17 protein-coding genes and 2 pseudogenes are annotated in these 24,132 nt (G+C 56.9%); 9 read left to right on the top strand and 10 right to left on the bottom strand.

The window, feature by feature from the left end:
- Positions 1–41 precede the first annotated feature (41 nt).
- From tnpA to AF337_RS39365, 4 genes and pseudogenes are all read left to right on the top strand, one after another.
- Positions 42–449, top strand: a complete 408-nt coding sequence (gene tnpA, locus AF337_RS39370) for an IS66-like element accessory protein TnpA (RefSeq protein WP_004675073.1) — start codon at positions 42–44, stop codon at positions 447–449.
- Positions 446–793, top strand: coding sequence for an IS66 family insertion sequence element accessory protein TnpB (gene tnpB, locus AF337_RS00520; protein WP_008536653.1), 348 nt, complete (start codon positions 446–448; stop codon positions 791–793). The genes tnpA and tnpB overlap by 4 nt, the downstream gene beginning before the upstream one ends.
- A gap of 45 nt (positions 794–838) precedes the next feature.
- Positions 839–2,494, top strand: coding sequence for an IS66 family transposase (tnpC, locus tag AF337_RS00515; RefSeq protein ID WP_049730594.1), 1,656 nt, complete (start codon positions 839–841; stop codon positions 2,492–2,494).
- A gap of 34 nt (positions 2,495–2,528) precedes the next feature.
- Positions 2,529–2,841: pseudogene (locus tag AF337_RS39365) on the top strand (integrase core domain-containing protein); the annotation flags it as partial.
- Positions 2,842–2,956: 115 nt separating this feature from the next.
- Here AF337_RS39365 and AF337_RS00510 read toward each other — a convergent pair.
- The 3 genes from AF337_RS00510 to AF337_RS00500 all read right to left on the bottom strand — a co-directional run bounded on the left by AF337_RS00510 (position 2,957) and on the right by AF337_RS00500 (position 8,585).
- Entirely contained in the window at positions 2,957–4,879 is a 1,923-nt protein-coding gene (locus AF337_RS00510) for a methyl-accepting chemotaxis protein (protein ID WP_049730593.1), read from the bottom strand.
- A 424-nt stretch (positions 4,880–5,303) separates the two neighbouring features.
- Entirely contained in the window at positions 5,304–6,272 is a 969-nt protein-coding gene (locus tag AF337_RS00505; RefSeq protein WP_082336722.1) for an AraC family transcriptional regulator, read from the bottom strand.
- 720 nt (positions 6,273–6,992) lie between these two features.
- Positions 6,993–8,585, bottom strand: coding sequence for a class I adenylate-forming enzyme family protein (locus tag AF337_RS00500; RefSeq protein ID WP_049730592.1), 1,593 nt, complete (start codon positions 8,583–8,585; stop codon positions 6,993–6,995).
- Between the two features lie 203 nt (positions 8,586–8,788).
- Here AF337_RS00500 and AF337_RS00495 point away from each other — a divergent pair, with 203 nt between their 5' ends.
- Positions 8,789–9,685, top strand: coding sequence for a LysR family transcriptional regulator (locus tag AF337_RS00495; RefSeq protein WP_063844299.1), 897 nt, complete (start codon positions 8,789–8,791; stop codon positions 9,683–9,685).
- A 90-nt stretch (positions 9,686–9,775) separates the two neighbouring features.
- On the opposite strand, the gene AF337_RS00490 is transcribed toward AF337_RS00495, so the two are convergent.
- The 3 genes from AF337_RS00490 to AF337_RS00480 all read right to left on the bottom strand — a co-directional run bounded on the left by AF337_RS00490 (position 9,776) and on the right by AF337_RS00480 (position 13,221).
- Positions 9,776–10,558 carry an SDR family oxidoreductase gene (locus tag AF337_RS00490; protein ID WP_049730590.1) on the bottom strand — a complete coding sequence of 261 codons (783 nt, stop codon included), beginning with the start codon at positions 10,556–10,558 and terminating at the stop codon, positions 9,776–9,778.
- Positions 10,559–10,644: 86 nt separating this feature from the next.
- Positions 10,645–11,742 (bottom strand): CapA family protein, encoded by a 1,098-nt coding sequence (locus AF337_RS00485; RefSeq protein WP_244471152.1) that lies wholly within the window; start codon positions 11,740–11,742, stop codon positions 10,645–10,647.
- A 174-nt stretch (positions 11,743–11,916) separates the two neighbouring features.
- Complete coding sequence (locus AF337_RS00480) at positions 11,917–13,221, bottom strand: MFS transporter (protein ID WP_167347719.1); 1,305 nt, start codon at positions 13,219–13,221, stop codon at positions 11,917–11,919.
- Between the two features lie 1,075 nt (positions 13,222–14,296).
- Between AF337_RS00480 and AF337_RS45985 the strand changes: the two genes are divergently transcribed.
- Positions 14,297–14,425, top strand: coding sequence for a carboxymuconolactone decarboxylase family protein (locus AF337_RS45985; protein ID WP_082336720.1), 129 nt, complete (start codon positions 14,297–14,299; stop codon positions 14,423–14,425).
- A gap of 114 nt (positions 14,426–14,539) precedes the next feature.
- On the opposite strand, the gene AF337_RS00475 is transcribed toward AF337_RS45985, so the two are convergent.
- The 4 genes from AF337_RS00475 to AF337_RS00460 form a co-directional block, all read right to left on the bottom strand.
- On the bottom strand, positions 14,540–15,412 hold the full coding sequence (locus AF337_RS00475) for an aldo/keto reductase (protein WP_049730588.1): 873 nt from the start codon (positions 15,410–15,412) through the stop codon (positions 14,540–14,542).
- A gap of 158 nt (positions 15,413–15,570) precedes the next feature.
- The gene (locus tag AF337_RS00470) at positions 15,571–16,944 is read right to left on the bottom strand and encodes an adenylate/guanylate cyclase domain-containing protein (RefSeq protein ID WP_049730587.1); all 1,374 of its coding nucleotides are present in this window, start codon (positions 16,942–16,944) and stop codon (positions 15,571–15,573) included.
- 251 nt (positions 16,945–17,195) lie between these two features.
- A complete protein-coding gene (locus AF337_RS00465) occupies positions 17,196–18,653 on the bottom strand; it encodes an NAD-dependent succinate-semialdehyde dehydrogenase (RefSeq protein ID WP_049730603.1) in 1,458 nt (485 codons plus the stop codon).
- A gap of 18 nt (positions 18,654–18,671) precedes the next feature.
- Positions 18,672–19,715 (bottom strand): tartrate dehydrogenase, encoded by a 1,044-nt coding sequence (locus AF337_RS00460; protein WP_049730586.1) that lies wholly within the window; start codon positions 19,713–19,715, stop codon positions 18,672–18,674.
- A gap of 736 nt (positions 19,716–20,451) precedes the next feature.
- On the opposite strand from AF337_RS00460, the gene AF337_RS00455 reads away from it, so the two are divergent.
- From AF337_RS00455 to AF337_RS00445, 3 genes and pseudogenes are all read left to right on the top strand, one after another.
- The gene (locus AF337_RS00455; protein WP_049730585.1) at positions 20,452–21,468 is read left to right on the top strand and encodes a zinc-dependent alcohol dehydrogenase family protein; all 1,017 of its coding nucleotides are present in this window, start codon (positions 20,452–20,454) and stop codon (positions 21,466–21,468) included.
- A gap of 205 nt (positions 21,469–21,673) precedes the next feature.
- Positions 21,674–22,645, top strand: a pseudogene (locus tag AF337_RS00450) (IS30 family transposase).
- Positions 22,646–22,979: 334 nt separating this feature from the next.
- Positions 22,980–23,948, top strand: a complete 969-nt coding sequence (locus AF337_RS00445; protein WP_049730584.1) for a sugar ABC transporter substrate-binding protein — start codon at positions 22,980–22,982, stop codon at positions 23,946–23,948.
- Positions 23,949–24,132 lie beyond the last annotated feature (184 nt).

The following is a 24,132-nucleotide window of genomic DNA, read 5'->3' as shown; positions in this document are numbered from 1 at the left end:
TTCTGACTGCCAGTCCTAGTGGTAACACTAGGAGTAGTCATATGACGAAGCATCCAATTGAGGTGATCACGTCTGTAGAGCGCCGTCGGCGCTGGTCACGCGAAGATAAAGAGCGCCTTGTCGCTGCATGCTTTGAGCCAGACGCGGTCATCTCCGAGATTGCCCGCGCGGCCGGCATCCATGTCAGCCAGTTGTTCCGTTGGCGCAAAGAGCTTTGCCGGATCGAGGAGCCAAGGTCTGACACGGCGACTTTGGTGCCGGTGATCGTATCCGAGGCCGCTTCGACAGTCTCTCCCGTTCAACCGGAATCGCCCACCACATCCCACCCTCGTCGGAAGCGTAGCGATGTGACAATCGAGCTTGGACGGGGTCGGCGCGTGCGCGTGGATAGCGACATCGATACGGATGCCCTTGGCCGGATTCTCGATTGCGTGCTGGGGCTGCGATGATTCCGGTTCCGAGTGGCGTGAAGGTCTGGCTGGCGACAGGCCACACCGATATGCGAAAGGGCTTCCCCGGTTTGTCGTTGATGGTGCAGGAGGCGTTGAAGCGCGACCCGATGTGTGGACACCTGTTCGTATTCCGCGGCCGCGGTGGCGGTCTGATCAAGGTGATCTGGCATGACGGCCAGGGCGCTTGCCTGTTCACGAAGAAGCTGGAGCGCGGCCGCTTCATCTGGCCATCAGCGGCCGATGGCACGGTGGTGATCACGCCTGCGCAGCTCGGTTATCTGCTGGAAGGTATCGACTGGCGGATGCCGCAAAAGACCTGGCGGCCGACGTCGGCCGGATAAGCAAAAACACTGGAATGACAGGGTCGAATATGATTCCATCCTGTTATGAGCAATGCGACCGAAGAGCTTCCGGACGACCTTGCCAGTGCGCTTGCACTGCTGGCCCAGGAACGCGCTCGACGTGTCGCAGCCGAAGCAGAAGCAGCGACCGCCAAGGCAGAAGCCGCCAGCGCAAAGGCACTCGTATCGCATTCCGAGGCGCTGATCGCGCGGCTGAAGCTGGAGATCGACAAGGTTCGCCGTGCACTCTACGGCAGCCGGTCCGAGCGCAAGGCGCGGCTCCTGGAGCAGATGGAACTGCAGCTCGAGGAGTTGGAAGCGGACGCCGGTGAAGATGAACTGGCGGCGGAGATCGCAGTCAAAGCTTCAGCCGTCAAAGCCTTCGAGCGCAAGCGTCCGTCACGCAAGCCCTTTCCCGAACACCTGCCGCGTGAGCGCGTCGTAATCGCCGCTCCCACGAATTGCGCCTGTTGTGGATCGGTTAAACTGTCGAAGCTTGGCGAAGACATTACCGAGACCTTGGAAGTCATCCCGCGTCAGTGGAAGGTCATCCAGACGGTGCGGGAGAAGTTCACCTGCCGCGAGTGTGAGAAGATCACGCAGTCACCCGCACCCTTCCATGTGACACCCCGCGGTTTTGCCGGGCCGAACCTGCTGGCGATGATCCTGTTTGAGAAGTTCGCCCAGCACCAGCCGCTCAATCGCCAGAGCGAGCGCTACGCCCGCGAGGGCGTCGACCTCAGCTTGTCGACGCTGGCCGATCAGGTTGGAGCATGTGCCGCGGCGTTGAAGCCCATTCACTCCCTGATCGAGGCGCATGTCCTTGCTGCCGAACGTCTGCACGGCGACGACACGACCGTGCCGATCCTGGCCAAGGGAAAGACCGATACGGGCCGCATCTGGACCTATGTCCGGGACGATCGGCCGTTCGGAGGGCTCTCTCCGCCGGCGGCCCTTTACTATGCCTCGCGGGACCGACGGCAGGAGCATCCGGAGCGCCACCTGAAGACCTTCAACGGCATTCTGCAGGCGGACGCCTATGGCGGCTACAATCCGCTGTTCAAGGTTGATCGCGATCCAAATCCTCTAAGGCAGGCGTTTTGTTGGGCACACTCGCGGCGTAAGTTCTTCGTGCTCGCCGACATCGCCGCAAATGCCAAGCGTGGAAAGAATGCCGCGCCGATCTCGCCTATGGCGCTCGAAGCCGTCAAACGGATCGACGGCCTGTTCGATATTGAGCGCGAGATCAACGGGCTTACGGCCGATCAACGCCTGGAGCGTCGCCGGAGAGACTGTCTGCCACTCGTCGATGATCTGCAGGTCTGGCTTCAAACCGAGCGGGCAAAGCTCTCACGCAGTTCTCCGGTGGCGGAGGCGATCGACTACATGCTCAAGCGCTGGGATGGCTTCACATCATTTCTGCAGGACGGCCGGATTTGCCTGACGAATAATGCGGCAGAGCGAGCGCTCAGAGGCTTTGCGCTCGGCAGAAAATCCTGGCTCTTCGCCGGATCAGACCGCGGTGCAGATCGTGCGGCCTTCATGGCCACATTGATTATGACGGCAAAACTCAACGACATCGATCCGCAGGTGTGGCTGGCCGACGTTCTTGCCAGCATCGCTGATACGTCGATTACCAGGCTGGAGCAGTTGCTTCCGTGGAATTGGACGCCGCCGACCGTCAACGCTCAAGCGGCCTGACCTGCGGCCTTCACCGGAGGCTTACGGCACTACGTCGCCCGGGAGGATGCAGAATGGCTATGTCGAGAACTTCAACGGGAGCATGCGTGACGAGCTACTCAACGAAAGCCTCTTTTCGCCTCGATGATGCCCGAAGCGCCATTGCTGAATGGCCGACGACTACAACGATTTCCGGCCGTACTCGTCGCTCGGATACCTATGCCGATACCATTGCCGCGACCGGCTCCAACAGCTCCAGCGCTGCGCGAGATGAAAGCTCCGCGTTTCGGCCGGTTGCTCACACCGCGCCCCCTGGCTTATTCAAAACCGCCGAGGCTCTAATTTGCCGCCGGATCAGTGGCAGGTAACACCTTGACAGCGGCAATAACTTTTGGACCCACCGGACAATGCAAACCGATGGGTCCCCGACGCCGTATTTAACGCCGGATGAATGTTCATAGGATGGTCAATCTGAGTCTGTCATCAAAACTCTTCCCAACTCTCTTTGACAGCCAAATTGCCATCTAATACGCGGGCGATCTCACCGGTTAGCTGTCGGGCGGGAGACGCGATCGGCCTGTGGGTCGGGCGTGCAGCCATTGCAGCCGCGGCACCACGAAGAGAGTCACCGAGTTGGAACTGCGAGATCAGTTCGCGCAGCCGCCCACTTTCATTGGCAAGACTTGCTCCAGCTGCGCTAGTTTCCTCGACCATGGCGGCGTTTTGCTGCGTGACCTGGTCCATCTGATTGACCGCGGTGTTGACCTCAGCCAAGCCGATAGATTGTTCTTTGGCCGACGTGGCTATCGACTCCATGTGTTGATTAACCATGACAATATAGTCTTCGATGGTCTTCAGTGCTTCACCGGTATCGCTTACCAGCTTGACGCCACTCTGGACCTGAACCGATGAGTTACGGATAAGATCCTTGATCTCCCTGGCCGCTTGGGCCGAGCGCTGTGCAAGTTCCCGCACTTCCTGGGCGACAACTGCAAAGCCTTTACCAGCATCCCCTGCGCGTGCGGCCTCTACGCCGGCATTCAATGCCAGCAGGTTTGTCTGGAAGGCTATCTCGTCGATAACCCCAATAATGTTCGAGATCTGATTGGATGACTGTTCTATCTTCTGCATCGCGTCGACCGCGTTGGCGACGACCTTGCCGGACTGCTTAGCACTTTCGTTGGCCTGCATAGCGACCTTACGAGCCTCATCAGCGCGCTTGGACGAGTTCGCAACGTTAACTGTGATTTGATCCAGAGCGGCCGCGGTTTCTTCAAGCGAGGCCGCTTGCTGCTCAGTGCGCTTGGAAAGATCGTCCGCGCTGGTGCTTACCTCCTTGCTGCCATTGTCGATCGCGCTAGTCGCCCCGGCCACCGCGCGCAGGGTCTCGGCTAACTGTGATACAGCGTCATTGAAGTCTGAGCGAAGCGTTTCGAATCCGGCGGCGAATGGATCCACCAACTGGAAGGTCATATCGCCTTGGGCCAGATGCTTAAGGCCGTTGCCAAGTCCATTTGTCACTTGCACCATGGCTTCCGCCCTGATCCGATCCGCTTCGGCTATTCTGCGACGCTCACCTTCCGACTGGCTGCGATTTGCGATTGCTTCCTGCTCGAGCCTCAGGTTGGCTGCGGAATTAGCGCGGAACACTTCGACGGCTGCAGCCATTTCGCCGATTTCGTCGGCACGGCCATTGTAAGGAACGGCAGAAGAAGTGTCGCCGTCGGCGAGCTTTTTCATCGACGCTGTGATGATCTGGATCGGTTTCGCCACCCCGGTAATCGCGAAGTAGATAGACGCGCCAATGACCGCAAGGCAAAGAAAGATTATAAGATAGGTAAGTTTCATAACCGAGCTATAGGTCTCTCTGCTCGCGCTGTCTGACGCGGCTGCACCTTCAGTATTTACGGCGACTATTTCATTCAGCAACTTGTCGATATCATTGGCCACCAGGCGTATCTGCTGCTGCTGAAGCGCCGTCGCCTCATCGCGCTTCCGTGCACGCGAGAGCTCGATCATGGTACTGCCGAGGTTGCTCAGCGCGACAAAGGATACTTTCACTTTCTCGATCATCTGCCGACCGCTATCATCGTTTAGCAGTATCTCATATTTCGCGACTGCGTCTAAAAAACCCGCGTTGGCCGCCGAGATACTCGTTTCAGCCGACCTCAGATTAGCATCATCCAAAGCTATGACATGATTGAGGTAACCGCGCCGCACGTTCAAAAGCTCAATTTTCATATCTTTCGACAATGCGACCCTCGGAAGCCACCCAGAGGAAATTTCGTGAGTGCTTTCATCAAGCGCGCCCATGCCTTTCACGGCAACACCCGTGAAAGCGAGCAACGTGGCTGCGACTAATCCCATCGCAAATATGAGCGCAGTTCTAATTCTTGGACGTTTCATTCGAAGCTCCCAGCAGCACAACACTGCTCGCAATAGACAATTTGATCGGAAGCAGAATCATTCTGCCCAAGGGCACAGGAAACATAGTGCTCAGTGATGACTAGCCGGCAGTTCTCATCGGCAGTTCTCATCGGACGCCACACAAGCGCTGAATTCGTTTATAGAAATTTACCGAAGGCGGCGCTTTTGAATTGTGTCGCGCAATTGGATGAACTTGCGCGATATGGATAGCTGGGGCTGGGTATTTTACTACCAACGGCATAGCTTGATCGACGAGGGATGGGATTTTTAGTCTTTCGTTAATCTGCCCTTACGTACACCCGCCTCTCACGCTCCAGCAGACTTCTCTCTATGCGGGCAAGTCTCGCAATCTGATACTTCAAAAGAGGTTTCCGCGTCAGCTCCTCAGGTGCTCATCCGCGGGCTAGTGCGATCTAGCCTTCAAAGTCTGCGACGGAGATTCCCCAAACCGCTTCTTATATTCGACGGAAAATCGGCCAAGGTGGGCGAAACCCCATTTCACGGCTACATCAGACACTGTTGGCGCTTTATCACCTGCCAACAAATCGTGACGAGCTGCAACCATTCGGATCTCGCGCAGATAAGACCACGGGGAAATATTCCTGAATTGCCTGAAGCCTGTTTGTAAGGTCCGGACGCTTACCTTAGCCGCCGTTGCGATATCGTGTAGTGAAATAGGTTTCGCAATGCTGCCGTGCATGAAATCTATAGCGCTTTTCACATGTCGTGGTGCGGGCGCCGGCGCCGAGCGAGCAAGCTCATCGGAATACCGATTCGGGAGGGTTTCGATAAGCAAGTAGCAAATTGCATCCCCAAGCGCGGCGAGGGCTAACGGCGACCTTTGCAATGAACCACCGTCGCCAAGCCCACTGCGGGCGGTCTCTACTAGTTGTGCTAGAGCCAGCCCAGGGCCGTCTGTTAAATCGATCTCGGTTCGAAAGTCCAGGCTCCCCCCAGTGGGTCGCTCAAGCAAGTGCGTCAGATGAGTTGTGAGTTTCTGCCGATCAACAAATAATCCCAGATGATGCCGAGGGCCAAACAAGCGAGCTGCGCTGTTGTGAGCGGCCTCAAGAATAGTTCCTCGTCCGGGCGTTGAAAGCACCTGGGTCTGCCCATCTTCAAAAAAGGCATTTCCCATTGTCGGAAGAAAAACGAGCAGCCGATCGCTGTGGCCCTCGCGCTCAAGGAGAAGCGAAACGTTGTAAGCGCACTCAGCGACTGTTATTCCGCCGGTCGAGACGAAGCTCGCGCGAAACGTGGCCGGGTTTTTATCGAGTGCGCTAACGTTCCACTGGCAGTGTGGCGTTGATAGGATCAATGCGAGCTCATCCAGATCGGAGCCGCTCCACCTTTTCACCGTCTGATTTAACATGGCACCATTCTAAATATCGCGTTCATAGGAAGTCTCCATCCGGATGGATGCATTAACGGCGCGAAATTTAGTCGAGATCGGCCTTGCCGATTAGGGTAGTTGCTTCGGATGCGCTTATGAGGCTGATTCATCAATCCTGGGGCGGCTGCCCGATTCCTGGCTGTGGGCCGCTAGCGCTCACAGTTGGGGTGCTGCTTCGGGAAGTCAGATCTATCCGATCGCAGATCGACAAGGGCTGAATCCGTATCCAGCGCGATACCTTCGGCTTTCAAAGCCCAAAAGTCCTGACTGGACTTTGCGGATCAGCGGCAGGCGCCGCTATGGACTCAGATATTCCGCCGGAGATGTAACAAGCGTCGTCGGAAGCAAACGGCCGGCCGTCTTCGCGATTTTCTCAGGGACCGGCGCGCTTAATCGTGATCTCGCAGCGGTGTCCGCTCTTGGTTCAAGCTCGATGCCGACAAGCGGTATGATGGTCGACCCGAGCGAGATTCGGCCGGTGGGCCGGGTCTGCGGGTCCGCTCACGGCTGCCCAATGCGGCGCATGTTCCTTCTTGTCGGCGGGCAAATCGCCCGCTCTTGCATGACGGCCCTTGGCATTGTCGCTGACCCGAAAATCACGACAATTGAAGGAATCGAAAAAGACGAGCGGTTCAAGCCGTTTCGCGGATGCCTTCACCCACCTGGACCATTGCTGTAATGGATCCTGAATGATCCTTCTCAGGATGTTCGTTCAAGGTCGGTGGCGCGCTGGCGCAAACTTGGATCGGAACGCAATTGGGCTTTGGCAACCTTATGTGTAGGCGTATGCGGCAGTTCGTCCAAAAACAAGACATAGCGTGGCACCTTCATGGGAGCGAGATGCTGGCGGCACCAATCTGCAATTTCCAGTGCGCTGAGCTCGACGCCCGGCTTGCGTACGATGGCGGCCAGGATTTCATCCTCGCCAAGCTCGGCAGGCACCGCGATCGCAGCGGCCTCGTAAACGCCGGGGTGCTCGCCGATGACCCGATCGAGCTCGGCGCCTGAAATATTTTCGCCACGCCTCCTGATGATGTCCTTCTTCCGGGAGATGAAATAGAAATATCCATCATCGTCACGGCGAACCAGATCGCCGGTCATGAACCAGCCCGAACGATAGGCCGCCTTAGTTGTTTCCTGATCGCGGAAATAACCCTGCATTATTGTTGGTGACTGCAACCAGAGCTCGCCCACCGCGCCGTTTGGCAGATCCTGACCTTCATCATCAACCACACGTGCCTGCGTCCAAGGTCGCGTGGTGTCGGGATGTGTTGCGAGAATCCCGATACTGCCCGGCTTGTCGGGACCACCCAGAGGATTGCAGATAACGCCCGGGCACTCGGTCATCCCGAAACCGGTAACGAGAACGGGGATCTGAAACTCCTCGCGAAAGGTCTTCACAAAGGCGGCACGCACGCCATAGACGACACGAAGCTGATGGTCGGTGCGGAACTCTTCTCGAGGGCGCTTTTGAAGAATATTGCCAATTGCTTCGATAATATTGACGTGGGTTGCCTGTGTTTCCACCACGCTCTCCCAGAAGGTGCTGGCGGAAAACCGCGACAGCAGCGTCCCGCTTGCGCCGGCCGAAAAGATCGAACCCAAGGAATAAAACAATGCGTTCACATGGAAGAATGGCAGAATAATGAGAACTTTCTCATCGGGCTGGAGTGCCGTCCGCGCGCCAGCGATCTCCGCGCAGGCAACGTAATTCTTTTGGCTGTGCATCACACCTTTTGGCAGCCCTGTGGTTCCAGACGTGTAGATGATAAGGCAAGTGTCGTCCGGTTCGCCACGGATGGGGGCATCGCCGGCGTAAGCAACTTGACCGAAGAATCCTGGTATATGATCAGCTTCACCGTCTATCAGCATGAGAAACGGCTGCACATCAACCTGTCCGATGGCGGCTTGGACGGTGGCTAGGACGGCCTGAGAGACCACGGCTCCTCGTACCTCCGCGTGCCCAATGATATAAGCCAATTCAGCGACGCCAAAGCTAGGATTGAGCGGCACCATTGCAGCACCGAGACGCGCAAGAGCAAATAGCAAGATGACATGAGCATCGCTGTTTGTTGCAACAATTGCGACGCGATCGCCCTTGCCGACAGCGCGCGCGTGCAGCATGGCGGCAACACGGTCAACTTCGCCTTGAAAGGACTGCCAACTATAACGCTTGTCGACAAAATTCAGTAAAGGACGCAGCGGCCCGATGGAGGCTCGGCTGTCAAAAAGCCCCTTCAGCGTATTGTCATGCGGCGGGTAAAGCTCGAGCACTGCGCGCGGTTCTAGCACGGGACCTCCCGGTCAAAATTCGTTTTTCTTGCAAAGATATTGAACCCGTCTGCAGGAGGCGGTCAATCAAATCCACCACGTTATTTTCGCGCCACGCGCAAAAGACATTGTCAATCGTCGAGAATCCATATTGAATTAACCCATAGTCGCGCTTGCCATCATCGGCATTATCGCGTGGATTGCAAGGAACGGGGAGGTTCGTTGTGGATGAACTCGGCAATATAAAGACCTTTATCGATGTCGTGGAGTGTGGAAGTTTTTCAGCAGCCGCGCGACGCAAAGATACGACCGTCAGCTCGGTTGCCCGTCAGGTCAAAGCGCTTGAGGACGAGCTGGGTGTCAGGCTGCTCAACAGGACAACGCGCAGTAACTCGCTGACGGAACCGGGCACAAATTTCTATGAGCGTGCGCGTATTGTCTTGACCGAATTGCGGGCCGCCAAACAGGATGCGTCATCGTTTCAGACGACGGTAAAGGGACAGCTGCGCGTTTGTTTGCGTATCTCCGCAAGCCGGATCATTCTTCCCGCTCTACCAGCCTTCCTGGAAAATCATCCGGGCCTTGTCCTTGACGTTATGCTGAGTGACGAACGGCTCGATTTAGTAGCTCATAAAATCGATGTGGCAGTATGGCTTGGGCATTTGGAAGATTCGCGCATCGTTGCAAGACGTTTGACGCCCAGCAAAAGAGTAATCTGCGCCAGCCCGACCTATCTTGCCAAACATGGAATCCCCACCACGCCGCAGGAAATCACGCAGCACAATTGCATCGTCTATCAGGGGTCGATCTACCAGGACTTCTGGCGTTTCACGAAAGACGACGAGCAGATCGACGTCTCGGTTCATGGCAACTTGCGCACCAATGCCAGTCCGGTTCTCGTGACTGCCGTCTTGTCGGGTATGGGCTTGGCGGTACTTCAGGAATTTACAGTGCGCTCAGCTCTTGCCGAGGGGACGCTCGTGCGGATCTTGCCCGACTACGAGGTGAGCCCAACGGAAGTGGATACAGGTGTCTATGCCGTCTATCCAAACGCCAGGGGAATGACACGAAAAACACGGGTATTTATCGATTTTCTGGTCGAGCTTTTTCGACGGCCCTGATAGTCATCTCGCTCGAGCAAGCGGCCCGTGCGAAATGGCGAACCAGCAAAGTTAACCCTGCTCTGGCGCTGCCGCCTGTGCGTGTATTCTTTAATGATGCAGCGCGGCTGTGACCATGCCACCATCCACACGAAGCGACTCGCCCGTTACAAACCCGGCTGGCACCGAGGCCAAGAAGGTAACGACACTGGCAAGCTCCTCGTGGGTGCCGAGCCTCTTCAGGGCACTCATCGCCGTGCGTTTCGCCGTCTGCTCGGCGGAGTAGGATAAAGTTGCTTCGCGATGAGAGGAATCGATGAGTGCTGGCGCCACACAATTCACTGTTATCCCAGCCGCGCCAATCTCACTCGAAAGATGCCGCATATAGGCTTCTACACCAGCCCGAAAGACGCTTGAAAGCGCGTGATGTGGCATTGGGAGATGGACCGAGGCGGAGGTCAGGGCAATCATCCTGCCCCACTTGTTTGCGACCATCAACGGATAGGCGCGTTGGGTGATCGCAATGATGCAGGCCAACAATGTCTCATAGGATTGTTGCCACCGCGATCCATCCGCTTCGGCAAGCGCGTCGCGCAACGGAGAAGGCGGCCGCCCGGTGTTGAGCACTGCGATGTCCAGCCTGCCGAATTCGCTTTCAATCGACGAAAACAGGCGGTCGTGGTCGGCAGGCTCCAGCATGCTGCCGACGACGGGCATGACGCGGACGTGGTATTCCTCTCTTAGTAGAGTGGCCAGTTGCTGCAACTTGTCCGACGAACGCGCCAACAGCACGATATCGGCACCCTCTCTTGCCAGGCTTTTGGCAACGCTCATCCCAATGCCGCCGCTGGACGCCGTTACCAAAGCGACTTTTCCCGATAGACCAAGATCCATTCTGTGCCTCCCAAATATATTCAATACCGCCGTGCAAACCGCCGCAAGGCGTGGTCTGCCGACCACCGGCTTTCTCCGATGCTGCCTTAAGCGGTGACAAAGACCTCGTTTCCCTCGATTCTAAACGCATGGGGCAGATCGGCCGATGCCCATTCAATATAGTCAACGACCTCCTGAAAACGCGGGTCTCCGGCGTCAAGCGTCCGTGGCCGATAGGACTGGTCAAAAAACACCGGTAGAAACGACACGCGTGTGACGCCATTTCTGTCAAAGCCGCTCTTGACCAACAGGGCGAACCGGCTGTCCGTGCCATAGGGCATGTAAGGGTAATCCGGGTGAAGGTCCATGTGATTGCGAATGGCCCCGTGGGCCCACGCCGGTTCGGACCACGACGGTGCTGCGAACGGCTTCGTCATGGCGAAGACACCGATGCTGTAAAAGATCACCTTGCCATTATAGACCTCAATGCCTTTTGGTATATGCGGCGCGTGGCATACGACCAGATCGGCGCCAGCATCAATCAACGCGTGAGCAACGGTCACCTGGTAATCGGAAATGACCCGCGGGACCCGAATGACGCCAGAGTGAAACGCAACGATCACGCTATCGACGCTTTGGCGTAACTGTTTGACGATATCCGTGAGCCGGGCCAGCTCGCTGTCATCGGGTTTGGTGAGAATGCGCACCGGTGCATGAGGACCGCGATGTTCATAGCTCGTCTGTATGCCGATGTTGAACACGCCGGGCCTGTCGTTAGCTGCGGTTCCATCGGCTTTCCCAAGCGACGTGCAGCCAAGATAGGCGGTGCGTACCCCATCTTTTTCCAGGATAATTGGTCGGCTGGCTTCGAGGAAGTCTCTGCCTGCACCGGTAACCTGGATACCGCGCGCCTTAAACAATTCGACCGTGTCGAGCATTGCCTCAGGGCCGGCATCATAGGCATGGTTGTTCGCCATTGTGACGCCGTTGAAACCAGCATGGGTGTACAGTTCTGCCATTGCGACTGGTTGTGCGACCTGCGGCGCGTCTGAGTTTGCCGCGGGCCTGGCAGAGTAGGTCCGCATGCAATTCACGAGCCGGAAATCCGCCGCTCGCAGCGCTGGCGCAATGAGTTCGACATAGCCCCCGATAGAAAAGCCTTCTTTCGGCCCATGAGCCGGTCCGCAGTCTCCCGCTATTATCACGTCCACCGGCACAATCCCTCCCTGAATAGCCTCGATGCCGCGGCCTGCCTAACAGCAACGGCTTCCTCTAGCGACAACGCCGCCGCCGTCATCATCTGCCTTCCCGCAATCTAGGCGTGGCTGAAATCGGTGCGCAGCCGGCTGCACCGACATTATACCCTTCGACCGCGTTTATCATTGCTCACAGCGCAAAAGATATTCGCGGCAAAGCCAGCACACCATGCCGAAATGCAGGATGAGTGAGTGAGCTAACTTCCTCGATAAGGCTAGCTTCCGCGAAGTAGAGCGAGTGCGGCACGACTGCTGCGAGCTGTAAGAACCGTGAGAAGAGCGGCAATGAACAGCAGGGCGGCGCTCACGCCAAAAGTCACCTGAGCCGCTTGCATCGAAGAGTATGCCCCCCACGACAGCGCCAGAGGTGATTGCCAATTGAACGACGGCCACCATGAGGCCGCCGCCGGCTTCGGCCTCATCCGGCATCGTACGCGCTATCCAGGTCCACCAACCGACAGGAGCGCCAGTTGCAAAGAGACCCCAGAGTGCCAGAAGAACACCTGTCAGTGACAGGTTGCCACCAGCCAGGACGAGTGCCAAGGCAATGAGCGCCATCAGACCGGGGATGGCGACAAGCGATCCATAAAGACCATCCTTCACAAATGAGCCGATCAGAAGAGTCCCGATGAAGCCCGTAATGCCCATGACGAGCAGCAGAAGCGACAACGTGGGGACATCGACATGCTGTACAACTTCGAGGAACGGCCGCACGTAGGTAAACAGGGCAAATTGACCCATAAAGAAGATGCTGGCAGCCGCCATGCCCAAGGCCACGACTGGACGCTTCAGCAGCTTAAAAACACCCGCCGCGCTTGTCAGGGATGTCGGTTTCATCGGCGGCAGGCTCATCCACTGCCAGACAAACACAACGGCTGCGACCGGGACAACGAAGAAGAATGCGCCCCGCCAGCCGATGAGCCCTCCGAGGAAACTCCCCAGTGGCGCGGCGATCACGGTCGCGAGTGCATTTCCGCCGTTGAGAATCGCAAGGGCCCGGGGCACCTGGTCACTACGGACGAGCCGAATTGCCGTGGCAGCTGACATCGACCAAAATCCACCGATAGAGACACCGATGAACGCGCGCCCGATCATAAAGATCTCGTAATTGGGTGCGATGGCGACGACCGTTCCCGAGATGATCATCAAGCCCGTCAACAAAAGCAACAGCAGCTTTCGGTCGAGCTCGCCCGCGACTGCCGAGATAAACAGGCTCGTCAATACGGCAAAAGCGCCCGATACCGCGATCGCCTGTCCCGCCTGTCCTTCGGTGATCTGGAGATCGGCTGCAATCGGCGTCAGCAAGCTGACTGGCATGAATTCCGAAGCGATGAGCGCAAAAGCACCAAGCGAAACGGCAAACACGCCACCCCAGGAGGAAGAGCGGTCCACATCTGAACCGCTTCTCGAAGTTAGTTCCAACAGCATCAGGCTGAGTCCTTGTTATTCTCGTGCCGCTGGGCGGCATTGGCGACGGGAGGACGTCGACGAATCTTAGTTTGCGGGGCACGCCTTTTGCGGACAACGCTGCTTCGGCACAAGCGCTCACGAGCCAACATTGCGCCGAGCGCCTACTGTGCGATCCCTTCAAGAGGATATAAGAGGCGAGCGAATAGCGAACTAGGTGCTCAATCCTGCATGCGATTATGAAGAATACTCATCAATGTGCCGGCGCAAATTGCGGTCAGTCCAGAGCAATCCAGGTTTGGCAGGCACGGAAACTTCGCTCGTTCGGTGAGTTGCTGCCACCGTCCCGGTAGCGATATTTTTGTGCGCGGAGGCGAAAACGAGAGCCAGATCTGATCGTCGGAGAGGACGCCTGAGGGGCACCGGTCGGATTTTGTATCTCTGCAGCGAGCGGCCTGGCCGGAATGCAATGGCAGCAGATGGAGGACCGCCCGGGGTAACAGCGGCCTTTCAGAACATGTCCGTTATTATTCGGTGACGACGATTTGGGTCTGAGATGTGGAGACTTCCTGAGCAACCACGGTGGACGTCTGGGATCCAGGCGCGGGCTGCTCGGCACTGGCCGTCGTCCGCTGGCGATCCGCAATCGCTGCAGCAGAACGCTTCAGCGGCACGCGAGAAGCTACCTGCCTCCACCGTCTCGACGAAAACTGTCACCCCTTCCAGAGCCATGTGACCGGGACAACCAGGCCTATGACGGCGACCTTGCTTCCCTTGCCGACGTTCCAACGATAGAGCGGCGACCAGGTGGTAATACCAGGGCATAGCAATGGGGACGCACCGGCCGGCCAGATCAAGGCCGTCAGGAATTCGAAGGACGAATTTCTCCGACACCGTTATAATGTTCAGTTGCTCCCGGGTGACCCAGACAAGAAGCGCAGCGTGATCTCGGAAACGCGTTGGCCGAGATAAGCGGCTGTCTTCAGGTCGCTCTCATTTGGCGTCTGATCCGCACCCTGATCATTGTTTGACTGAGCCATGGCGCCAAGCCAGCTCCCATGACGATTGAGTTCCTCGACGCTTCGCAAGAGCGAAGATGATGGGCGTGACACAGGCTGAGATTTCGGAAGTCATCACCCATCTGGCTTTCTATATCGGTTGGCCGGCGGCAATGTCTTCGGCAAAAATCGCTAAAACGTGCCTCGAAGCCGAGAATGCGCATTGAGCAACGGCAACTGACCTTTCCATAGCAAGAGGCTGCTGGCGGTATCGGACGCATAGCGCCATGCATCCACTGTGGCATTTCAGCGGCAGCGTTTGCGGGCTGCCGCTGCTAACTTCATGAAGGTAAGGAAAGTTGATCAAGCTGGCGGAACTCATCGTCTGAAAGTGTGACTGCGGCGCCAGCCACATTCTCCTCCAGATGAGCGACGCGGCTGGTGCCAGGGATAGGCAGCATGACAGGGCTGCGTTTGAGCATCCAGGCCAGTGCAATCTGCCCGGGCGTCGCGTTCTTCGCCTGCGCCAGGGTGTCTATCATCCCGCCAGGCTTAGCCAATTCGCCTGCCGCTAGCGGAAACCACGGAATGAATCCGATGCCTTTGGCTTCACAATAGTCCAGCACGTCTTCGTCCGCCCTGTCGACAAGATTGTAACGGTTTTGGACCGTTGCGACCGGAAAGATCTTTCGCGCTGCCTCAATTTCAGCAACCGATACCTGGCTAAGTCCGGCAAAGCGTATGAACCCCTGATCGATGAACGAACGAATGGCCTCGAACTGCTCAATCGCCGGCACCTTGGGGTCAATACGATGGAGTTGCCACAAGTCGATCTGCTCTACTTTGAGGCGCCGCAGGCTCATACGAACGGCTTGCCCGAGATAATGGGGATCACCAATCTGCGGCCATTGCCCCTCCGTCAGGCCCGGTCGCACCAAGCCGCCCTTGGTCGCGATTGTCAATCCTTGATACGGAGCAAGCGCCTCTGCAATAAGATCCTCGCTTACAAAGGGACCGTAACTGTCCGCCGTATCGATGAAGTTCACGCCAAGCTCGGGCAGGCGTCGCAACACATCGACGGCCTCCTGATGATTTTCGGGCTCGCCCCAGACGCCAGGTCCAGTGATGCGCATCGCACCGAACCCAAGGCGGTTAATCGGGAGTTCGCCTCCGATGCGGAACTGGCCAGAGAATTTTGCATCGATATCGGTCATTTAGGCTCCTGCAGATTGAATTCTGATAATGCGTCGAACCTGAATTACCCTACATCAGGCCCGGCAGTGGACTACACTCCGCGCATTTCGTCTTCCGGGGTTCCGCAGCCCCGAGGGTAATTGGGGCCGGCGCGCCGTAAATGTAAACAAACTGCCCGCTAGACATGATCTCCGCTTGTCGATGCCCCGTTCAATCTTGCCACTGTCGCCGGGGAAGGGGCGGCAGTCGGCGCAAACACCTCTATCAACCCGGAAAGATTTCGGATCTTGACCTCACCCAACCTTGTGAGCGGTTGATGCTCGCGCGCGTTCGTGACGGTAGTTCCGCAGATAAGACAATTTGTCCGCATTTCCTTGTTCAGCTCCTGGAGCCTCTGCGCCAAATTGACGGCGTCACCGTAGACCGTGTAGGTTTGGCGCTCACCTGTTCCAACCGTTCCGGCAGAGATGAAACCCGTCGCCACACCAATGCGAACACGTATAGTCCTTCCATCGAATACCCGGCTTTCTGACATCGTCAGAATTTCTTGAGACGCCTTCAGCGCCCGGTCAGCGTGGCCATCGATCGGAAGCGGGGCGTTGAAAGATATCAGAACTGCATCACCGATATAATTGATGACGACACCGCCGTTACCATCGACGATATCTGTAATGGCTGTGAAGAACTCGTTGAGGATCTGAACAAGCTTTGCCGGCTTCATTCCCTGCGACAGGCTCGTGAAACCCTCGATGTCCGCGAACATCAGCGTCGCCAGCCGTGTTTGAGGCGCAAGGTGCCCCTCATCAATAAGTTCTCGGAGAACCGGGGCAGGGACGTAACGCCCGAACAATGTTTGCACGCGGCGCGCACTCACTTCGGCCTGGGCTTGGTCCCGCACGACTTTCCGCGCCTGATATACGGCCAAGGCGGCAATCGCGGTCACTAGAGAGACGATCAAAGCCTCTTGCACACGGGAAGCGATGCCAAGAAAGTTCGGATTCAGAACCGTCTGGATGTAAACGTCTCTGGGCGGCGAGATTGGCAGGTCATTGTAGCTCACAATATGCTCCATGCCAGACATGATCCACCATGTTGCAAAGAGCAGGCCGCCAGCAGCCCACGCTCCGGTCCACAGGACCAGCGGTGGAGAAAGCGTCAAGATTGCCGCGGCAACCACCAGGTAATAGTGCTGGACCGAGCTTGTGAGGAAAACCAGGTTCTGGGGAATATTTCCGCCACTGCTCAAAGGCACGAATGCCAGCAATATCGTTACTGCTGAAGCATCAAATGCAAACAGCGCAAAGCGCGCTGGTTTTTCAAACCGCGTGCCGATGGCAGCCAGAGGGGTGAGGCCAGCGACAGCTATTGTTCCCGTTATCGCGAAGATCGCAATATTGATAGGAAAATAAAAACTCAAAAGATAGGCGACAGCGATCATCATGACTGCCGCTGTTCGACCGATCACAGCAATCTTGAAGCCCGTGCGTTCCGCCCGGCTGAGCGCGGTTGCTGTCGCGTCCGGCAAACTGGCAGATAAATGCTTATTGGCCATCACACTCACTGGTCATCAGCACGGGCAAACGCTCGGAGGACGCCTGCAATTGGAAAGCGATGTCTGATCGTAATCTCTCCTGATGCGTAGGATGGCGTCCGTTACTCTTAACGTATCCCAAAACTAGCATCCCGATTACCGTATTAAATTGGCATGCTGTAATGAGCCCTGCTCATGAATGCGTGCAGCCCCATGGCGGGCGCAAAGCGCACAGCCATCAAATTTGGACGGCTCGTCCTTTCCCTTGCGCTTCAGCCGAGGCCGCCGATGTGGAAACTCTTCATTTCTAGATATTCGTCGATACCACTTTGAGACCCTTCGCGCCCTAAGCCAGATTGCTTGACTCCTCCAAAGGGCGCGACTTCGGTCGAGACAGAGCCCGTGTTAAGACCAACCATACCAAACTCAAGCGCTTCGGCGACACGCCAGGAGCGCCTCAAGCTCTCGGTATAGAAATAGGAGGCAAGGCCAAAAGGCGTGGCATTGGCAATAGCGATTGCTTCCTCCTCCGTCTCAAAACGGAACAGCGGTGCCACCGGCCCGAAGGTCTCTTCACTTGCCAGCAGCATATCTGTCGTAGCGCCTCCCAAGACCATAGGTACGGCAAACTGCGCGCCCTTAGGCATCGGAGGACGATCGGACAGGATACGAGCGCCCTTCGAAAGTGCGTCCTCAAGATGCCGGTTGATCTTGTCGATGGCTGCGGAATTGATCATCGGTCCGATATCAACAGGCGAGCCGGCGCCTGGACCTACCTTCATGACAGACACCCGTGCGCAGAGCTTCTCGGCAAACTCGTCATAGACCCCTGCCTGGACGAGAATGCGGTTTGAACACACACACGTCTGGCCTCCATTGCGGAACTTTGACGTGATCGCGCCTTCGACGGCGAGATCGAGATCTGCATCATCAAACACGATAAACGGCGCATTGCCGCCAAGTTCAAGGCTCAACCGCTTGATACTGTCTGACGCGCCGCGCATCAGCACAGAACCAACGCGCGTGGAGCCGGTAAACGATATCTTGCGAACGGTTTCATTCGCCATCAGTTCCTTGCCAATGTCAGCCGGCATGCCCGTGATGATGTTGATCACGCCTGCCGGGATGCCTGCACGTTCGGCCAGAACGCCGAGCGCCAAAGCAGAAAACGGGGTGAATTCGGAGGGCTTGACGACCACGGTGCAGCCAGCGGCCAGTGCGGGGGCAACCTTGCGTGTGATCATGGCATTCGGAAAGTTCCACGGTGTGATAATGGCACAGACGCCCACCGCTTCTTTGAGGACGATAATGCGGCTACCCGGCGTCGGGGACGGGATCATGTTTCCGCCGATCCGGCGTGCCTCTTCGGCGAACCACTTGACGAAGGAAGCGCCGTAGCGGATCTCGCCACGTGCTTCCGCCAAAGGCTTTCCCTGCTCGATTGTAAGCATCATCGCGAGATCCTGCTCGTGTTCGAGCATCAGGCGATGCCAAGCCTCCAGGAGTAGGGCACGTTCCGCATGAGTTTTTGCTTTCCAGCGCGCCAGGGCTGTCTGCGCGGCCGCAATAGCCCGGCGCGTTTCGTCACCACTGATGTCCGGTACATGGCCGATGACTTCCTGTGTGGCCGGATTCGTCACCGGCACAGACGCAGCAGACGCAGCATCACACCACACGCCGTCAATCAGGCATTGTTGCCGGAATAGAGTTGGGTCTTTGAGAGATTGCATCTTGATAATCCTATTCAATCAGGCAAGAGCCGTAAGTACGGCAGCTGTGATTTCATCCGTCTTGTCGTTGCCTGGCTTGGTGCCAATACCGCGTAAGGTCGCCGTCTCAATGGCGCCGATGATCTCAGCCGCAGCTGTTGCTTCGCCCAGATGATCAAGCATCATTGCGGCCGACCAAATAGCCGCGATAGGATTGGCGATCCCAAGATGAGCGATATCGGGCGCTGAACCATGAACCGGTTCAAACATGGAAGGCGAACTATGATCGGGGTTGATGTTGGCAGATGCCGCATACCCCAGGCCGCCCTGGATAGCGGCCCCAAGGTCCGTCAGAATGTCGCCGAAGAGGTTCGATGCAACAACGACGTCAAGACTTTCAGGCGCCATAACCATGCGCGCCGCCATGGCATCAATATGATAATTGTTAACCTCGACATCGGGATATTCGGCCGCCAGCTTCTCGGTAATCTCGTCCCAAAAGACCATCGAGTATTTTTGCGCATTTGATTTTGTCACCGATGCCAGCTTTTTGCGGCGCAGGCGGGCCTGTTGGAAGCCGAAACGCAAAATGCGTTCAACACCCTTTCGGGTGAAAATCGATGTCTCCACAGCCACTTCGTCCTGAGTGCCTACATGCACACGACCGCCGGCACCGGAATATTCCCCCTCAGTATTTTCGCGGATACAAAGAATATCGAAACCGCCTGACCTCAGGGGGCCCTCGACGCCTGGCAGAAGCCGGTGAGGTCGAATATTGGCGTATTGGACGAAGGCCTTGCGTATCGGCAGCAATAGCCCGTGCAGCGAAACGGAATCGGGCACTTCTGCTGGCCAACCGACGGCCCCCAACAAAATAGCGTCGTGGCCCCGAAGGGTCTCAATTCCACCGGCGGGCATCATCGCACCGGTTTCCCTGTAAAAGTTGCAAGACCAAGGGTAGGTCGTTGCCTTAAGCGTGAACTTCGCCCGCCGGGCTGCGAGCTCCAGCACCTGCCAGGCAGCATCCGTGACCGCCACACCAATACCGTCGCCGGGAATAAGAGCAATCGAATAGGTCTTCATTTTATTTCCTTTAATCGATCAGCAACTTTTCGACTTAGGCTCGCCTACCACCTGAGCGCGCCTCAGAGAATTAAGCGTCGCGGAAGCCGCCGTGAAATGCCTCACCCTCTGCCTGCCCATGGCTTTGCCATCCATATGGCATGTCACGATCTTTCGGTGAAGTCGCTCAGAACAGGCCGGCAAACTCGATGTTATACCCCTCTTCAAATCGACTGCTCAAACCCTTGCCCGACGTCATCTTGAAGCCCTTTTACGGCTTTTCTGGTTGCTCGGCTTTCTAGCCGCGGCGCGTTGGGGCTATTAGCGGATGGCAGGATGACGCAACGTTAAATCGCCACCTACAACGGTCCTGTCCGGCGTCCAGATCGCCAATGTTGGTACTGTATGATTCTGCGGGTCGGCTTTAACGCCAACTCCGTACGTGCAGTCAGTTCGCATTCGGGGTGCCTCCGCAAGCGGGATAACAGCAGGTATGACCCCACAGCGCGGCCATCCTATCTGCCGGTTTGACGGCCTGGCACATCCAGCCGCGTTGAGGTCGGCCTGACTGAAGACAGTCGATATGATTGTATTCATGAGCCAAGTCGATAACTGTGATGAAATCATTTGCTCTAATCAACCATAGCAGTGGACGATATGGTTCCGATTCAATGCTTATGGCGTGACAATGCGCTGCACGGTGATGGCGTCGCGGAACTTTCCGCTTGGCTCACGATGGCAGCTGGAGGAGGATATTATGCTTGGTACCGTGCTTCGCGCTCCCGGAGAAATTCGTTGTGAGGAGGTAGCAGAACCCAAAATTCAGCTTCCAACCGATGCCATTATCAAGCTGTCTGCCTCATGCATCTGCGGCTCAGACCTTTGGCCCTATCGCGGCTTGCAAGACGTTTCAGGCCCGATGCATATGGGGCACGAGTATTGCGGCATAGTGGTTGAAGTCGGGAGCGCCGTCAGAACACTGCGTCCTGGCCAGTTTGTGGTCGGATCCTTCTGCATTTCGGACAACACCTGCCCACACTGCCAATTCGGGTTTCAATCGTCCTGCGAGCAGCGCGAATTCATGTCTGCAGCTCAGGCGCCATATGCGCGCGTTCCCCTCGCCGACGGTACCTTGGTCGCCACGGCCGAAGTACCTCCTGACGACCTTATTCCAAGCTTGCTGGCGACATCCGACGTACTCGGTACCGGATGGTACGCAGCAGATGCAGCTCGCGTCGGTCCCGGATCAGTTGTAGCCGTCGTAGGCGATGGCGCGGTGGGGTTGATGGGCGTCTTGGCCGCCAAGCTAATGGGTGCGGAACGCATCATTGCTATGAGCCGCCACAAGACCAGGCAGGATCTTGCGCTCGAATTCGGTGCGACGGACATTGTTTCCGAACGCGGCGACGAGGGGGTAGCCCGCATTCGAGAACTCACTGGTGGAGTGGGCGCGGATTCCGTATTGGAGTGCGTGGGTACACAGGAGGCCATGACGCAAGCGATCAGCTCTGCGCGACCGGGCGGTTCAATCGGCTTCGTCGGTGTACCGCATGGCGTCCAGCTTGATGGACAAACTCTCTTTTTTGCGCAGAAAAATTTGCTGGGAGGGCCAGCACCTGTCCGTCGGTTTTTGCCAGATCTCATTGATTTGGTGCTGAAGCGTACCATCAATCCCGGCAAAGTTTTTGATCTGGAAGTTCCACTGGCCGACGTCGCGGTAGGATATCGGGCAATGGACGAGCGACGGGCAACCAAGGTCCTGCTACGGCTTTAGCGCTCCGGAATCAATTATTTGTCTATCGCCAGCCGAAGATCACCATGGCGCTGGGGATCGAAATCACGTCCTAAACACAGCTAGTTCCATTAGCTATGTGACGACAACATGTAGCCGGGGTGGGTTCGAGGATAAAGTGCGACTTGCAATAGATAGCAACGTTTACCCTTGCAAGGAATGAGACATGAAGCGCACCTAATCCCAGATTAATCTGGATGAACGCCGCAAGATCGCGCGCTGGCGTACGGTTGGAATCAGCGTTGACGTCATAGCCGAGAAACTGCACCGACATCGTTCGACCCTTTTTCGTGAGCTGCTTTCCGTGAGCTGCGCCGCAATGCGTTCGAGGATGGTGAGATGCCGGACCTCGACGGTTATTATTGCGCAATGGCCAATGTATGGCGCGAGAACGACGTGCCAGGCCGCGCAAAATTGCCCGGTTCTCGTATCTGCGCCAATCGGTGATCGAGCGCATCATGCATGGCTGATCGCCGCAACAGATCGCCGGCCGATTGCAGCTTGAGCGCCATCCGATCTGCGTCAGCCATGAGACGATCTACAAGTTCGGACGGTCATGCGATCAAGCTGCGGCGACATCTGCCGGAGCACCGTGCCAGACGCCGACCACGGCACGCCAGGCGCCGCCATGGCAGGCGTTTTACCCCGGATGTCAACATTCTCTACCGGCCAGACGCCGTTGCCGAGCGGAAACAGTTCGGGCTTTGGGAAGGCGATATCATCCAGTTTCGCAAGAAGTTAGGAAAGGCCAATGTTGGTCGAACGCGTCAGTCGCTTCGCCGTCTTCCTGCGCAACAATGACCGGCAGTCGAGACCCGTCATGGACTGGCTGATCCAGGTCCTCCAGTCTGTGCCCCACCTCGCCCGCCGCTCAATCACCTTGCGAGCATCGCAGCGCAAGCATGGTTCTGCGATCCACAATCTCCATGGCAGAAAGACACCGTCGAAAACACCAACAGACGGTAAATGGGTTTCGAGAAAGGTGGATCCTCTGTGCCTCAGCGACCGCGATCTCACCGAGATCTGCAATCATCTGAACGCGACACCACGCAAATGCCTCGGCTACAAAACACCCGCCGAAGTCTTCCGCCAGAAACTCCTCGCGCAAATCCGGCGTACGGTTAGCGTCTCGAAGTCCGCAGGTCGCGGTTGGCCATGAACTCACATCTGATCTTGTGTTTTATATAGTCCCCGCGCGGCTGACCTTTGCGTATTTCGCTAAAGACGTTTGCGGTGAGCGCTACTTTTCCGATGAGTTCTACGTGCTACGCTGTTTCCTGTCTTAACCGCTCTTAGCCGCACTCAGAAACCGAGAGAGCTGAATAGCGGTCGAGCAAGTACATAGGGCGGTGTTTCTGTGCGCTTGGATCAAGGGAGTGATCCCAGCATCGGAATGATCAACTCATTCGCGCTAAGTTTCAAAACGACGTCCGACCATAGGTCGCCGTGAAATCGGTGAACCAGGGGGGCCGTATCAGGGAGGATTACCGGAAATGAACCTCAAGATTGGAAGTATGCTGTTGGGAGGCCTTTCTACGGCTTTGCTGATGGCGAACGTGGTGTCGGCGAAGGACCTCGTATTCGGGCTGATACCGAATACGATGGCCTACCCGTATGACGTCGTGCTTGTGAACGGCTTCAAGGAAAGGGCGGAGGCCAACGGCGTCAAGGTTATTCTGCTCGATCCGAAGATGAGCATGGAAACGCAGGCGAACCAGTTCGACGATCTCCTTCTGCAGAAGGTCGATGGCATCGCGTTCATGCCGAACGACTCAGTCACGGTCCAGACCCTTGTCGACAAGGTCGCCGACGCGGGCATTCCCATCGTGGCCTCTGCTGTTCCGGTTGGCGACCCCAATACAAATCCGGTCGACTACGTCTATCCAAACCTCACAGCGCTTGTGACCACAAACGATATCGACGCCGGGCATGTTGCTGGCGTCTACGCTGCGGCCGTGTTACCCAAAGACAGGGAAGCGCAGATCGCAGTAGTCGAAGGAGCGCCGGGGTTCTCCGTCGTAAAACAACGGCAGCAGGGATTCGAAGCAGCGCTGAACGAGGCTGGGATCAAGTTCAAGATTGTTTCGTCTCAACCATCTGACTGGACTCCTTCATCGGGCGAACGGATCTGCCAGAATGCGTTGACAGCAAATCCGGACTTGGACATGTTCTTCAGTCATGCTGACGACATGGCGATCGGTTGCGCGAAGGCTATTGAAGCCTCCAATTCGAAAGCTCTTCTTATCGCCACGGGCGGCGGTTCCGACCTCGGGGACAACTCCCTGACAGCCGGCGAAATGGATGCCTCGGTGTGCACGCAGCCGAAACTGATCGGCGAACTGTCGTTCGACGCACTTTTCAAGGCTGTGAGCAATCCGGCGGAGGCCAAGAAGGGCCAATACATCGCATATAAGCTCTTCCCGCTGACCAAAGACAATGTGAAGGACTGCCCGCGCTGGTAGCCAATTGCGACCTGCCTCGCACTTCCTATTTTCCCAGTCGAAGTTTGAAGGCATGCAGAGCGCGGCAGACCGCTTTCTGCATGCCTTTTCGCTGGCGTCGGTCGGAACTGCTTGGCTGTGCCCAATTATCAAGAGTATCGCGCACCCGCCACGGCGGCATGCCTCGCGATCAAATGCCAATGAA

Source organism: Rhizobium ecuadorense (assembly GCF_001187535.1).
Taxonomy (GTDB): domain Bacteria; phylum Pseudomonadota; class Alphaproteobacteria; order Rhizobiales; family Rhizobiaceae; genus Rhizobium; species Rhizobium ecuadorense.
The sequence above is the reverse complement of the archived record's forward strand: the minus strand, read 5'-3'. Positions and strand labels throughout refer to the sequence as shown.